This window comes from Pseudomonas tritici (assembly GCF_014268275.3).
In the GTDB taxonomy this organism is placed as follows: Bacteria; Pseudomonadota; Gammaproteobacteria; order Pseudomonadales; family Pseudomonadaceae; genus Aquipseudomonas; species Aquipseudomonas tritici.
The window spans coordinates 5253002-5267431 of sequence record NZ_CP077084.1 but is presented as its reverse complement, the minus strand read 5'-3'; the positions used below and the strand labels follow the sequence as shown (position 1 = coordinate 5267431).

General features: G+C 60.0%; 15 protein-coding genes. 7 read left to right on the top strand and 8 right to left on the bottom strand.

What is annotated here, in order from left to right; all coding sequences use genetic code 11:
* Positions 1-23: 23 nt before the first annotated feature.
* Complete coding sequence (locus HU722_RS24015) at positions 24-1046, bottom strand: AAA family ATPase (RefSeq protein WP_065889971.1); 1023 nt, start codon at positions 1044-1046, stop codon at positions 24-26.
* Between the two features lie 188 nt (positions 1047-1234).
* On the opposite strand from HU722_RS24015, the gene HU722_RS24010 reads away from it, so the two are divergent.
* Positions 1235-1684 (top strand): hypothetical protein, encoded by a 450-nt coding sequence (locus tag HU722_RS24010; protein WP_065874550.1) that lies wholly within the window; start codon positions 1235-1237, stop codon positions 1682-1684.
* Positions 1685-2047: 363 nt separating this feature from the next.
* Complete coding sequence (locus HU722_RS24005; RefSeq protein ID WP_065874551.1) at positions 2048-2311, top strand: DUF6124 family protein; 264 nt, start codon at positions 2048-2050, stop codon at positions 2309-2311.
* A 150-nt stretch (positions 2312-2461) separates the two neighbouring features.
* On the opposite strand, the gene nagE is transcribed toward HU722_RS24005, so the two are convergent.
* From nagE to HU722_RS23970, 7 genes are all read right to left on the bottom strand, one after another.
* Positions 2462-4159, bottom strand: coding sequence for an N-acetylglucosamine-specific PTS transporter subunit IIBC (nagE, locus tag HU722_RS24000; protein ID WP_065889970.1), 1698 nt, complete (start codon positions 4157-4159; stop codon positions 2462-2464).
* A 25-nt stretch (positions 4160-4184) separates the two neighbouring features.
* Positions 4185-6695, bottom strand: a complete 2511-nt coding sequence (gene ptsP, locus HU722_RS23995; protein ID WP_186754659.1) for a phosphoenolpyruvate--protein phosphotransferase — start codon at positions 6693-6695, stop codon at positions 4185-4187.
* A 36-nt stretch (positions 6696-6731) separates the two neighbouring features.
* A complete protein-coding gene (locus HU722_RS23990) occupies positions 6732-7754 on the bottom strand; it encodes an SIS domain-containing protein (RefSeq protein ID WP_139114532.1) in 1023 nt (340 codons plus the stop codon).
* On the bottom strand, positions 7735-8841 hold the full coding sequence (gene nagA / locus HU722_RS23985; RefSeq protein ID WP_065874555.1) for an N-acetylglucosamine-6-phosphate deacetylase: 1107 nt from the start codon (positions 8839-8841) through the stop codon (positions 7735-7737). Before nagA ends, HU722_RS23990 begins: the two co-directional genes overlap by 20 nt.
* Before the next feature lie 10 nt (positions 8842-8851).
* Positions 8852-9610, bottom strand: a complete 759-nt coding sequence (locus HU722_RS23980; protein WP_065874556.1) for a GntR family transcriptional regulator — start codon at positions 9608-9610, stop codon at positions 8852-8854.
* 262 nt (positions 9611-9872) lie between these two features.
* Entirely contained in the window at positions 9873-10376 is a 504-nt protein-coding gene (locus HU722_RS23975; RefSeq protein WP_049711666.1) for a L,D-transpeptidase family protein, read from the bottom strand.
* A 20-nt stretch (positions 10377-10396) separates the two neighbouring features.
* Positions 10397-10945: an NUDIX hydrolase gene (locus HU722_RS23970; RefSeq protein WP_065874557.1), complete on the bottom strand. Its 549-nt coding sequence runs from the start codon at positions 10943-10945 to the stop codon at positions 10397-10399.
* 146 nt (positions 10946-11091) lie between these two features.
* Between HU722_RS23970 and HU722_RS23965 the strand changes: the two genes are divergently transcribed.
* The 5 genes from HU722_RS23965 (at position 11092) to purT (ending at position 14351) form a co-directional block, all read left to right on the top strand.
* Positions 11092-11694, top strand: coding sequence for a CoA pyrophosphatase (locus tag HU722_RS23965; RefSeq protein ID WP_065874558.1), 603 nt, complete (start codon positions 11092-11094; stop codon positions 11692-11694).
* A 36-nt stretch (positions 11695-11730) separates the two neighbouring features.
* Positions 11731-12255, top strand: a complete 525-nt coding sequence (locus tag HU722_RS23960) for a gamma carbonic anhydrase family protein (RefSeq protein WP_065874559.1) — start codon at positions 11731-11733, stop codon at positions 12253-12255.
* Positions 12252-12467 carry a DUF1289 domain-containing protein gene (locus tag HU722_RS23955; protein WP_065874560.1) on the top strand — a complete coding sequence of 72 codons (216 nt, stop codon included), beginning with the start codon at positions 12252-12254 and terminating at the stop codon, positions 12465-12467. The genes HU722_RS23960 and HU722_RS23955 overlap by 4 nt, the downstream gene beginning before the upstream one ends.
* Positions 12468-12632: 165 nt before the next feature.
* On the top strand, positions 12633-13100 hold the full coding sequence (locus HU722_RS23950; RefSeq protein ID WP_065874561.1) for a VUT family protein: 468 nt from the start codon (positions 12633-12635) through the stop codon (positions 13098-13100).
* A gap of 69 nt (positions 13101-13169) precedes the next feature.
* On the top strand, positions 13170-14351 hold the full coding sequence (gene purT, locus HU722_RS23945; RefSeq protein WP_186754657.1) for a formate-dependent phosphoribosylglycinamide formyltransferase: 1182 nt from the start codon (positions 13170-13172) through the stop codon (positions 14349-14351).
* The last annotated feature ends 79 nt before the right edge of the window (positions 14352-14430 follow it).

Genomic DNA, 14430 nt, shown 5'->3' with positions numbered 1-14430 from the left:
ATGGCTCTGCTCGCTTACTTCTGCTAGCTAGAGCTCAAGCCTGACAAAGTATTCTTAAGTGTGCGGCGTTGTTGTAGTGCGTTCGATATTTGTTCGATAGACGCATTTTTAGCGTCATGAAGAACCAAGTCTTTAATGACTTCTGCTGCCGCTTGGCTTAACTCAGCCTGACTAAGCCCCGCTGCAGCGGATGCGATTTTTGCCCATGATATTCTTTTGGGTAGAAAAGCGTGCATACGCATTTCGAGAACTGCTTTAATACCATCTGAGTTGGGTAGCGCATATTCGATAATGTCATCAAATCTACGAAATAGCGCTTTGTCGAGTAGCTCTGGGTGATTGGTTGTTGCTAGTACTAAACTATCAGTGCTATTTGACTCTTCTAGAAACTGTAGAAAAGAGTTTAGTACTCTGCGCATCTCTCCGACGTCGTTATCAGCATTTCGACGACCGCCGATGGCATCAAATTCGTCAAATAAGTAAACGGCACGCACTGTTGCAATATGATCGAAGATTAACCGAAGCTTTGACGCGGTTTCACCCATGAATCGGGTGATTACCGACTCTAATCTGATAGTGAACAATGGTAACCGTAACTCTCCCGCTAAAACGGATGCAGTAAGCGTTTTACCTGAACCCGGAGGCCCAACTAGCAGTAGTTTTGAACTGGGGACTAAGCCGTGACTTCGAAGTTTGTCCCGTTGACGCTGCTGGTGTATAAGCCGGTCGAGGCGTGCTCGTTTCGGATCATCCAGAATCAAATCCTGAATTTGTGTTTTGGGATAAGCTACTGACAGTAAGTTTTCCAGATCTCCTCTCGGTTTGGAGATAGGAATCGCTACCTTCTGGTTTTGCAATGACTGAGCAGCCTTAGCGGGGCTGCGCTTTCGAGCCGTATCAACAAGTGTTTTCAACTCGTCCGCGACGTCTTTTCGTCCACGGCGCGCCTCTGCAGCAGCAACCTGTAGAGCGATAGATAGGAACTGCTCCTCGTCACCTTGATTATGGCTGCTTAGCAGAGCAATGATTTGTTGGGCCGTAGCCATTGGAGCGCCTTCCCTGTCTGGACGATGGGCTACTGGTTCTGGTTGGCATTCTAGTCCATCAATCAAATCTGGCCTACCTACGGTCGTCCGATTGCGATCGTTCCAGAGTCTTCCGACAAAATGGCGGGATTGCGGTTAGGAAACCAGTTCAATAGTCTCTTTACCTCATCTTAAAGTCGAGAAAGGCAATGGCGAAGTTTCTCAATAGCTCTCCCTGCCTTCACTCCGCCTTGAGGATTTTGGTCAAAAAGCCCCTGGACCATGCTGACGACGTTGCCCTGATCAGTGCGGCGAAAGCGGTGTGGTACTCCGACGAGGATCTTGTGGGTGAAGTGAAAATATTTCTGAAAGGGTGCTCCAGTGAATTGGAAGTGCGTCGCGCAGGCTATTTGCTTGAGCGCTTCACACGCTTTTCTTGTGCGACAGATAGTCGGGTAAAGGAAGCGTTGAAAGCGCTTGAACTGTTTTCAGCGTCCAAGCAATACGTGAAACCACAAGGTGCTGTTGCGTTGCGTAGTCGTCGTGACGAACTGGCAATGTCCTGGGGGGTGAGTGAGGGACTGGGTTTGAAGGTTCAGACCTTAATGCCGTTTCAGACCCGCCACTACGCAGCCGAACAGCGGGTGGCGTCTGCCTAGGTATCGACAGCTATCAAAGAACCCGGCTTAGCCGGTTTTTTGCTGTCTGCGATGTCTTCAGCTCTAGGAGATTTCCGATAAGCCTTTCAGGTTGTCCGTCGGAACTCGCACAACTAACCTTCGTCAGTCGCTGCCAATTCAGTGACCGGGACTGCAAGCCCGCCGAAACCTCACCAGTTAGTTACAAGCGCCTTTATAATTGCGGCGCTTTTTCATGGTCGCCATTTATGGCGGCTGTGTGCGGGAGACCTTCGGGTCTACCGAGACTTGCTGGTGACTCTCGGTCTTGCAGGCCCGCACACAGCTGCCACCCATCATCTGCAAGTGATGCTGGTAGTCCTTACTTCACACCAGAGGTTTACCATGATCAAAGACAGCCCAAACCCCCCGTCAGATTCCCAACCCACCGACCAAATTTTCACCGTCCTAACCAACCTGAACAGCGAAACCCTGCTCGCCAATGCTTCCCAAGACCTGGCATCCGTGCAGGCACTGGCGGGCAATCTGGCTTTTGACGTCGACGGCCCGCAGCGAGATGCAGTGCTGGGGATTCATCGGATGGTGGAAGGTATCCAGTTGATGGTCGATCGGGTGTTGGACCTACAGGAAGTACCGATCAGCAACTGACCTCACCCACTCTGTGGCGAGGGAGCTTGCTCCCGTTGGGGTGCGAAGCGCCCCCAAAACCTGCCACAGAGTTCTTCTGAAAGAATGGGTGTTCTGAGCGAAGGGCTGCTGCGCAGCCCAACGGGAGCAAGCTCCCTCGCCACAGGGTGGTCAGGCGTTGATTGGACGGGTAACCAACCGCTCTAACGCCTCACCCAATCCTGACGCCTTGTCACCAATCAACAAGTGCCAAACACCGCTTTCCAGCTGGCTGACACCCTGGCAGCCGAGTGTAGTAAGTTGAGCTTCGGACAATACAGAATCATCCCCCAACTCCACCCGCAACCGCGTCATCGCCACCGCTTCCAACTGCCGCACATTCCCCCGGCCGCCCAAGGCATTCAGCCATTTCTCAGCTTCCTGCATATTCACCGCCACCGGCTTATCCACAGGCGCAACCGTCGCCGGTGCATTGGCAACAAACGACGGCATCGCCAAGCGAATCTCATCAGCAATGCTATCTGCCATCGGCCCCACCACCACCTGCAAACTCCCGCCATTCCCCGGCCGGACAACAGCCATGGCGCCCAGCGCTTTCAACTCCGCATCCACCGCCTTGTTGCGATCCACCATGTCCAACCGCAGGCGCGTCGTACAGGCACCGACGCTCAGCAAATTCTCTGCACCACCCAAGGCCTGGATGTAGGCCGTGGCACGCTGGTTATCCGTCATTACCTCAGCCTGCACCACCTGAATATCTTCACGCCCCGGCGTCTTCAGGTTGAAGCGACGAATGCAGTAATTGAACACGCTGTAATAGATCACCGCGTAAGCCAACCCCACCGGGAACACCAACCAACCATTGGTGGACTTGCCCCAACCCAGCACCATGTCGATAAACCCACCGGAGAAGGTAAAGCCCAGGTGGATATTCAGCATATTGGTGACAGCCATCGACAGGCCTGTCAGCACGGCGTGAATCAGGTACAGAAACGGCGCGAGGAACATGAACGCAAATTCAATCGGCTCAGTCACCCCGGTCAAAAACGAGGTCAGCGCCATCGACAGGAAAATCCCGCCCATCACTTTACGGCGTTCCGGCAACGCGTTGCGGTACATCGCCAAACACGCCGCCGGCAGGCCAAACAGCATCACCGGGAACATGCCGGTCATGAACTGGCCGCCTTTCGGGTCGCCAGCGAAGTAGCGGGTGAGGTCGCCAGTGACCACGGCGCCGGTCACCGGATCGGTAAAGGTGCCAAACACAAACCACGCCATATTGTTGAGGATATGGTGCAGGCCTGTGACGATCAGCAGGCGGTTGAACACGCCGAACACAAACGCGCCGAGGCTGCCGCTCTCCATCAGCAACACGCCGAAACTGTTGATGCCGTGCTGGATCGGCGGCCAGATCAAACCAAAGATCACGCCCAATCCGACCGCGCTGAACCCCGTGACAATCGGCACAAACCTTCGCCCGCCAAAGAACGCGAGGTACTCCGGCAGCTTGATGTCCTTGAAGCGGTTGTACAGCCCGCCCGCCATCAAGCCGCTGGCGATACCGGCGAGCATGCCCATGTTGATAGAGGTGTCCATCACCTTGAGCGTGGAGACCATCACCAGGTAACCAATGGCGCCAGCCAACCCGGCTGTGCCGTTGTTGTCGCGGGCGAAACCCACGGCGATGCCGATGGCGAAGATCAGTGCCAGGTTGGCGAAGATCGCCTGCCCGGCGTCGTGCATCACCGCGATGTTCAGCAGGTCGGTGTCGCCCAGGCGCAGCAGCAGGCCGGCGATCGGCAGGATCGCAATCGGCAGCATGAGTGCACGGCCCAGGCGTTGCAGGCCTTCGATGAAATGTTGGTACATGGCGTGTCTCCTTTTGTTGTTGTTATCAGCTCAACGGCCAGTGGTGTTGACAGGCTTGGCGAACGGCCTTTGCGCTGCTCAGGTCGAGCAGGCCTAGGCTCAATTGCCGGCATTGCGCCGCGTCCAGGTGGCGGACGCGGTCCTTGATTTCGCCGATCTGCGGCGGGCTCACCGACAGTTCGCTGACGCCCAGGCCGACCAGCACCGGCGTGGCGAGCGGGTCGGAGGCGAGGGCGCCACAGACGCCGACCCAACGGCCGTGCTTGGCTGCACCGGCACAGGTCTGGGCGATCAGCCGCAACAGCGCCGGGTGCAACGCGTCGACCCGCGCGGCGAGCCCGGCGTGGTCGCGGTCCATGGCCAGGGTGTACTGGGACAGGTCATTGGTGCCGATGGACAGGAAGTCTGCGTCCTTGGCCAACTGGTCGGCCATCAGCGCGGCGGCAGGCACTTCGATCATCACACCGAGTTCGGGGCGTTGGGTCAGCTTCAGCTCTACGCACAGCTCATCCAGGCGCTGGCGGATCTGCAGCAGTTCGTCGACTTCGCTGACCATCGGCAGCAGGATGCGGCAACGCGCCAGCGGGCTTACTTGCAGCAGGGCACGCAGTTGCTGGTCGAGCACCTCAGGGCGCACCTGTGCCAGGCGAATACCGCGCAGGCCCAGCACCGGGTTGGCCTCGACGGGCAGCGGTAGATAATCGAGCTGTTTGTCGCCGCCCACATCGATGGTGCGGATGATCACTGACTTGTCGCCCATGGCATCCAGCACTGCCTGGTAGGCGTGACGCTGTTCCTGCTCATCCGGCGCGGTGCGGCGGTCGACGAAGAGAAATTCGGTGCGCAGCAGGCCGACGCCATCAGCGCCGTTTTCAAAGGCCACCTGGGCTTCGGCACTGGAGGCGACATTGGCCGCGACTTCAATGGTCACGCCATCGCTGGTGCGCGCCGGCTCCTGGGCTTGGGCCTGTTGCTGTTGGCGACGCAGATTCTGTGCGTCACGAATCTGGTGCACTTCGGCGTGACGCGCTTCGGTGGGCTCCAATTCCAGACGGCCGTTGACGGCGTCGAGTACCACGCGCTGGCCTTGGGGCACGTCGAGTACTTCGGCACCCAGCGCCACCACACACGGCAAGCCTTTGCCGCGGGCCAGGATCGCTACATGGGACGTCGCGCCGCCTTCGGCCATGCAGATGCCGGCAGCCTCCTGGGCACTCAATTGCAGCAGGTCAGACGGCGTCAACTCGTGGGCGCTGACGATCGCACCGGCAGGCAATTCGAAGTGCCAGGCTTCACCCAGCAACGCTCGTAATACGCGTTGTTGCAAATCCCGTAGATCATTTGAACGCTCGGCGAACAGGGGTTTGCCCAAGGCCAGCAGCACCGCGCATTGCGCCTGGATCGCATTGCGCCAGGCGTGGGTAGCGGCGCTGCCGTTTTCGATGGCGCCGGTAGCCGATTCCAGCAGTGTTGGGTCTTCCAGCAAGGCGAGATGCGCCGCGAAGATGTCCTCTTCCTCGACGTTCTTACGCTGGCGGGCGTGGTCCAGTGTCGTGCGGATTTCGCTGCGCACTTGCTCCAGCGCAGTGTCCAGGCGTTGCAGTTGTTCGTCGGCAGAATGGTTGCCGGTGTCGGCTGGCAGTTCGATACCGGTCAGGCGGAACAGTGGCCCGCAGACCAATCCCGGCGCAGCACACACGCCTTGCAATACGCCGACTTCGGTATTTGTCCGGCGTGGCGCGACGATGGCAGGGGCGTGGTGTTCTTCTTTGATAGCCGCGGACAAGGCCGCGACCAGCGCCTGCAATGCTGCCTCAGCATCCTTGCCGCGACAGCTCACACGGACTTCGTCACCCTCGCCAATGCCCAAACCCATCAAGCCAATCAGGCTGTCGCACGACGCCGACTTATCGCCGAACTGCAGCTGTGCCTGGCTGCTGAAACCCTGGGCGGCCTTGCGTACTAATGCCGCCGGGCGCGCGTGCAAACCGCCCCGGTGGGTAATGCGCACGTTGGCGCTGGTTTCAGCGTCCGAGTTATCCACAGGCGCTTGAGCCGACGCCGCCGAACGCGCCACGATCTGTACCAGCGGCTCGCCGACCTTGACCGTTTTCCCCGCTACCGCGCGCAATTCGAAGCGCTCGCCATTGGTCAGGATGATCAGGCTGACCAGGCTTTTGCACTGGCGCGCAATGCGGTCCAGGTCAAACTGCACCAACGCCTGGCCCTTGCTGACCCGCGCGCCGTCCTTCACCAACAAGGCAAAGCCTTCGCCATTCAGCTCGACCGTGTCGATGCCCACATGCATCAATACTTCGGCGCCGTTATCGGCGCGAAGGGTCAGCGCATGCCCGGTGCGGGCGACATGGATGATCACCCCGTCACACGGTGCGTGCAGGCAATCGTTCAACGGGTCGATGGCAATGCCGTCGCCCATCGCGCCGCTGGCGAACACTTCGTCGGGGACGTTGCCCAGGGCCAGCACCGGCCCACTGAGGGGAGCGCTGAGGGTCAGATCATTATTGTTGTTGGACATCGGCACGGTACTCATCAGGAAAACACGGCAATCGACTCAGTGAGTGCGAGTGACTTTGCTCAGGTGGCGTGGCTGGTCGGGATTCATGCCCCGGGCTTCGGCCAAACCTGCAGCCATGACGTAAAAACTCTGGATCGCCAGGATCGGGTCCAGGCTTGGGTGTTCGGCGCGGCTCAGGGTCAGGTCGCGTTCAGCGATATCGTCCGGCGCGGCCAGCAGCACACGGGCGCCGCGCTGGCGCATGTCGGCGGCCAGGCTCAATAGGCCGGCTTGTTCGGCACCGCGCGGGGCGAAGACCAGCAGGGGGTAGTTGTCGCCAATCAGGGCCATCGGGCCGTGACGCACCTCGGCGCTGCTGAAGGCTTCGGCCTGGATCGCCGAGGTTTCCTTGAGCTTGAGCGCGGCTTCCTGGGCGATGGCAAAACCGGCGCCGCGGCCGATGACCATCAGTTGCTGGCAGTCGCGCAGGGCGTCAATGGCAACCGTCCAATCTTGTTTGGCGGCGGCACGCAGGTCATCGGGCAGCGCACGACAGGCTTGCAGCAGCTCGGTTTCCTGATTCCAGTGGCCGATCAACTGCGCGCTGGCGCTGAGGGTGGCGATAAAACTCTTGGTCGCGGCCACGCTGTGTTCCGGCCCGGCGCACAGCGGTATATGAAACTCGCAGGCGGCTTCCAGCGGCGAGTCTTCGGCGTTGACCAGCGAAATGCTCAGGGCACCGCGCTTGCGCAGCAGGCGCAGGCTGTTCACCAAGTCTGGACTTTGTCCCGACTGGGAAAACCCAAACACCACCTGGCCGCTGACTTTCATCGGCGCTTGCAACAGGGTCACCACCGACATCGGCAGCGACGCCACCGGGATGCCCACGTGTTGCATGGCCAAATACGCAAAATAGCTGGCAGCATGGTCCGAGCTGCCCCGTGCAATGGTCATCGCCACTTGTGGCGGCTGGCGGCGCAGGCGGCCGGCGATTTCTTCCAGCGGCGGATCCAGGCGTTGCAGTTGGGCGGCGACGGCGTCGCAGGAGGCCAGGGCCTCTTCAAGCATTTTTGAAGTCAATGGTTTCTCCTTCGACCATTACGTCGGTGAGTGTCAGGGAGCGGTCCAGGCGCACGCAGTCGGCAAAGCTGCCGGGTTGCAGGCGGCCGCGTTCTTCCAGGCCCAGGTAGTCCGCGGGAAATTGCGACAGGCGTTGTGAGGCTTCGCTGATGGGCAGGCCGATTTTCACCAGGTTGCGCAGCGCCTGGTCCATGGTCAGCGTGCTGCCGGCCAGGGTGCCGTCGGCCAGGCGTACGCCGCCCAGGCATTTGGTCACGGTGTGGCTGCCCAGCTTGTACTCGCCATCGGGCATGCCGGCGGCGGCGGTGGAATCGGTGACGCAATACAGGCATGGGATCGCACGCAGCGCCACGCGCATGGCGCCGGGGTGCACGTGGAGCAGATCTGGGATCAGTTCTGCATATTTCGCGTGAGCCAGGGCCGCGCCGACGATGCCGGGCTCGCGGTGATGCAGTGGGCTCATGGCGTTGTATAAATGGGTGAAGCTGGTGGCACCGGCGGCGAGGGCGGCGACGCCTTCTTCATAGCTGCCGAGGGTGTGGCCTATCTGCATGCGCACGCCGCGTTCGCTGAGGGCGCGGATCAGGGCGTCATGGCCGGCAATTTCAGGCGCGATGGTGATCACGCGGATCGGCGCCAAACGCAGGTAGGCTTCCACTTCCGCCATCAGCGCGGTGTGGGCGAAATTGGGTTGGGCACCGAGTTTTCCCGGATTGATGTAAGGCCCTTCCAGGTGCACGCCGAGTACGCGGGCACTGCCTGTCGGACGCTGTTCGCAGAAGCTGCCGAGCTGGCCGAGTACGCTGGAAATCTCGTCGACCGGCGCAGTCATGGTGGTAGCCAGCAGCGAGGTCGTACCAAAGCGCACGTGTGTGCGGGTAATCGTCTCGAAGGCCTCCAAGCCTTCCATGATGTCTTTGCCGCCACCGCCGTGCACGTGCAGGTCGATAAAGCCGGGCAGCAAGTAAGGCAGGTCGTTTTCCGCCGGGTCGCAGGGCACGCCTTCAATGGCGGTCACCTTGCCGTGTTCGTGCGCCAGGCGGCCGCGAATCCAGCCGCTGGGCGTGAGGATGTTGTCTTCGGACATGGGCAGTTCTCTAAATTCGCAGTTCAGCGGAATAGTCATGGCGGCGCAGTTCTGCGACGAAGTCGTAGTAGTCGTTGCGGCAGTAGGTGTCGGTGATTTCGATCGGGGTGTTGTCGGCGGTGTAGCCGACCCGGGTCATCAGCAACATGGCGGTGCCGGGCGCGATGCCCACCAGCTTGGCGAACTCATCCGAGGCGTTGATTGCCTGGATGTGCTGCAGGGCACGCACCACGGGTTTGCCGATGCCTTCCAGGTATTCGTACAGCGAGTTGCCAATGGCTTGCGGATGCGGCAGCACCGAGGCGGGCAGGGTGGTCATTTCAATTGCCATCACCGTGTCATCGGCCTTACGCAAACGCTTGAGGCGCGCCACTTTGTCGGCGGGCGACAACCCCAGGCGAATCAGCTCTTCGTGGGTCGGCTGGGTAATTTCACGCTCCAACCATTGGGAGCTGGGCACAAAGCCCTTGAGCCGCAACATCTCGCTGAACCCCGACAAGCGTGACAGCGGCTGTTCCAAGCGTGGCGAGATATAGGTGCCGGAGCCTTGATTGCGGCGAATCAGTCCTTGGGCAAACAACACTTCCAGCGCTTTGCGAGCGGTGACTCGCGAGATGCCCAATTGCTCGCTGAGCACGCGTTCCGACGGCAGTGCCTGTTCGGACGTCCACTGGCCGGCATGGATTGCCGCTTCCAGCTTGCGCGCCAATTGCAGGTACAGCGGCGTGGATTGTTTGTCGTCAGGGCGCAGGGCCAGGATGGGATTCATCTGTCAGGTTTCCGATGCGTTATTGGAGTGTTGTCGCCCGGTAATGGCCGGAAATTAATACCACTTAAATACCATGTCAATGCAACCAAAACGGTGCAAGCAATGGTTTATAGGCCCTGTAATGGGGCCTGGTATCAAGTGGTATTAGAGAGGTCTGTATCGCGCGCAGAACCGCGCAGCCCGGCGCAGTGAACTGGTATTCACCGGCAGGCGCTGCCTGGGGCAGGAATTTTTTTTGAATTATTTTACGAACGGTACGAGATTACGGACGAATCTCGATCAGGGTGCCGTCTTTGACCAGGTTCCAGACCTCGCGCATATCCACGTTGCGCATGCCGATGCAGCCGTCGGTCCAGTCCAGGGTATGGAACCACTGTTCCGGGTAGTCCTCGGTGTCGGGGGTGCCGTGGATCATGATCATGCTGCCCGGCTTCACGCCTTCGCGGCGGGCACGGGCGGCGTCGCTGATATTCGGGTAGGAAATGTGCATGGCCAGGTTGAAGCGGTCGCTGGTCTTGCGCCAGTCGAGCCAGTAGAGGCCTTCTGGCGTGCGGCGGTCGCCTTCGATCAGCTTGTGGCCCTTGGGGTTCTTGCCCAGGGAAATGCGGTAGGTCTTGATGGGCTTGCCGTCGTTGATCAACTGCAATTGGTGGGCAGATTTGAGCACCAGGACTTTTTCGACGGTTTTGCCGCCCAGGGTTTCCACCGTGGAGGCCGACGACAGGGTCGCGAACGACAGGCAGATAAGCGCAAGCAACCAACGCATTGAAACGGGTATCCCTAGTGTCATGGGGCGGGCTTGCCCAGCGGCGGTACAGCCTCGCTGCGCACCGGGAAGGATTGCTGCCGGCGGTCAGCGAAAAAGTATTCCAGGGTCCGCCCGACCGTGCGGAAAGCCAGCTCTGACCATGGGATGTCGGCTTCGTCGAACAACTGCACTTCCAGGCTTTCGGGGCCTGCGGCAAAGTCCAGGTCGAGCAGGTCGGCGCGATAGAAGATATGCACCTGGTTGATGTGCGGCACGTCGATCAGGGTGTAGATGCTCATGTTGTGCACGCGCGCGCAGGCTTCTTCCAGGGTTTCGCGGGCGGCGGCCTGTTCCACCGTCTCGCCGTTCTCCATAAACCCTGCGGGCAGGGTCCAGTAACCCAGGCGCGGCTCGATGGCGCGGCGGCACAGCAGCACTTTTTCGCCCCACACTGGCACCGTGCCGGCAACGATGTTGGGGTTCTGATAGTGAATGGTCGAGCAGTGATCACACACAAAGCGCAGGCGGCCGTCGCCTTCGGGGATGCGCTGGGTAACCGGTTTACCGCACTGGCTGCAGAAGTTCATGCTGGGGTTCCTGGAAAGTGCGTCTATCTTGGCGTGACGGGCAGGGCGCTGCAAGTTGTCGTTTAGCGACACCACGCGGGTTTTGGGGTTGGGCACCCGCGAGCTTTGGTGCATGATGCAAGGTAGCCAACAGACCGAGATGACTCATGCTGGACGAGCTACTTCGCCGGGTAAGCAATCACACCCCCCATTCGCTGGAGACCGACGGGCGTTTCCCCGAGGCCGCGGTGCTGGTACCGATTACCCGCAGTGACGAACCTGAGCTGATCCTGACCCTGCGCGCCAGTGGCCTGTCGACCCATGGTGGCGAAGTGGCCTTTCCCGGCGGGCGCCGCGACCCCGAAGACCCGGACCTGATCTTCACCGCGCTGCGCGAGGCCGAAGAAGAAATCGGCCTGCCGCCCGGGCTGGTCGAAGTGATCGGCCCGCTGAGCCCTTTGATCTCCCTGCACGGCATTCGGGTCACGCCTTACGTTGGTGTGATTCCCGATTACGTCGAATACCTGGCCAATGATGCCGAGATTGCCGCTGTTTTCAGCGTGCCTTTGGACTTTTTCCGACAGGACCCGCGCGAACATACCCACCGAATCGATTACCAGGGCCGCAGTTGGTACGTGCCCAGCTATCGGTTTGGTGAATACAAGATCTGGGGGCTGACGGCGATCATGATCGTCGAATTGATCAATTTGCTCTATGACGACGCCAACATCAGCCTGCATCAGCCACCCAAGAGCTTCATCAATATCTAAGCCATCGTTTGAATGGCAACGCCGTGAGGGAAAACCATGAAATACCGCCTGGGCGACGCCCGCGTCGAGACTCATCCACAGAGCTGGGTGGCACCGAATGCCACGCTGGTGGGCAAGGTCAAGCTGGAGGAGGGCGCCAACGTCTGGTTTAACGCGGTGTTGCGTGGCGACAACGAACTGATCCTGATCGGCAAGAACAGCAATGTGCAGGATGGCAGCGTAATGCACACCGACATGGGCTACCCGCTGACGCTGGGCACCGGCGTGACCATTGGTCATAACGCCATGCTGCACGGCTGCACGGTGGATGATTACAGCCTGATCGGTATCAACGCGGTGATCCTAAATGGCGCGAAGATCGGCAAGCACTGCATCATCGGCGCCAATTCGCTGATCGGTGAGGGCAAGGAAATTCCGGATGGTTCGCTGGTGGTGGGTTCACCGGGCAAGGTGGTGCGTGAGCTGACCGACGCGCAGAAACGCATGCTTGAAGCCAGCGCTGCGCACTATGTGCATAACTCGCAGCGTTATGCGCGGGATCTGGTTGAGCAGGAAGAATGAACCCGAGTGAACGCCCCGTTGCTTCGCCGTGCGTGAGCATTTGTGCGCTGGATGATGATGATATTTGCACCGGCTGTCAGCGCACCGTGGATGAGATTACGCGGTGGAGCCGCATGGACAATGCCGAGCGCCGGGTGGTGTTGGGGTTGTGCCATGAGCGGGCGGTGGCGGGTGGGTTGGTGTTTATGGTTTCTGGGAAACCTGGCGGCTGATAGACCGCTATCGCAGGCAAGCCAGCTCCCACATTTTGACCGCGTTCCAACAGGTTAAACGCGTTCAAAATGTGGGAGCTGGCTTGCCTGCGATGAGGCCCTCCCAGACGACATCTTTCTAATTGTGAAGTACCCTGTGCGCCATCATCCACAGGCCCATCCCCCATGCTCTTCCTGATCGCCTACATCAGCAGCGTCGTGCTGATCAACTTCGCCTTCTCCACCGCGCCGCACCTGGATGTCATCTGGTCCGCCTGGGGCGGCCTGGTATTTATCCTGCGCGACATGGTGCAAACCCGTTTTGGCCATGGTGCGATCATCGCCATGCTGGCGGCGCTGGTGCTGTCGTATATCACCTCCGACCCTTCTATCGCACTGGCCAGTGCCACAGCGTTTGCGGTCTCCGAGTGCATCGACTGGCTGGTGTTCAGCATCACCAAGCGCCCGCTCCACGATCGCCTGTGGATAAGTTCGGCGCTGAGCATTCCCCTCGATACCTTTATCTTTTTCGGCCTGATCGGCGCGCTCACTCCAGCGGTGGCGGGTACCGCACTGGTGTCGAAATTTGCCGGCGTCACGGTGGTGTGGCTGATCATGGCGTGGCGTATCCGCAAGCGTGCCGTCGCCAACTGAGGCCAATTTTTACAGTTCATGTAAAATGCCGGCCTTTCTCCCCATGATCCGCTCCCCTGAGGACCTGAGATGACCCGAATCGGAACTCCATTGTCGCCAACCGCGACCCGCGTTTTGCTGTGTGGCTGCGGTGAGCTGGGCAAGGAAGTGGTGATCGAACTGCAACGCCTGGGCGTTGAAGTGATTGCCGTGGATCGCTACGCCAACGCGCCGGCCATGCAGGTGGCGCATCGCAGCCACGTGATCAACATGCTCGACGGTGCCGCCCTGCGTGCTGTGATCGAAGCCGAGAAGCCGGACTTTATCGTGCCGGAAATCGAGGCCATCGCCACCGCCACTCTGGTGGAGCTGGAAGCCGAAGGCTTTACCGTGATCCCGACCGCGCGTGCCACCTCGCTGACCATGAACCGCGAAGGCATCCGTCGCCTGGCCGCCGAAGAGCTGGACCTGCCGACCTCGCCGTACCACTTCGCCGATACTTTCGAGGACTACAGCAAGGCCGTGCAGGACCTGGGTTTCCCGTGTGTGGTCAAGCCGGTGATGAGTTCGTCGGGCAAGGGCCAGAGCCTGTTGCGCAGCGCTGACGACGTGCAGAAAGCCTGGGATTACGCCCAGGAAGGCGGACGTGCCGGTAAGGGCCGGGTGATCATCGAAGGCTTTATCGACTTCGACTACGAAATCACCTTGCTGACGGTGCGTCACGTCGGTGGCACCACGTTCTGTGCACCGGTTGGCCATCGTCAGGAGAAGGGCGACTACCAGGAATCCTGGCAGCCGCAGGCCATGAGCCCGATTGCGCTGGCCGAATCCGAGCGCGTTGCAAAGGCCGTGACCGAGTCCCTTGGGGGCCGTGGCCTGTTTGGCGTGGAGTTGTTCATCAAGGGTGATCAGGTGTGGTTCAGCGAAGTATCGCCGCGTCCGCATGACACGGGCTTGGTGACCCTGATTTCTCAGGACTTGTCGCAGTTCGCGCTGCACGCTCGCGCAATCCTGGGCTTGCCGATTCCGTTGATCCGTCAGTTCGGGCCTTCGGCTTCGGCGGTGATCCTAGTGGAAGGGCAGTCGACCCAGACGGCGTTTGCCAACCTCGGTGCGGCGTTGAGCGAACCGGATACGGCGTTGCGTCTGTTTGGTAAGCCAGAAGTGAATGGCCAGCGCCGCATGGGCGTGACGTTGGCGCGGGATGAGTCGATTGAAGCGGCTCGAGCCAAGGCTACCCGTGCTTCCAAGGCTGTTGTGGTAGAGCTGTAACCGAGGCGCGCCCTTCGCAGGCAAGCCAGTTCCCACATTGGAATGCATTTCCCTGTGGGAGCCGGGCTTGCCTGCGATA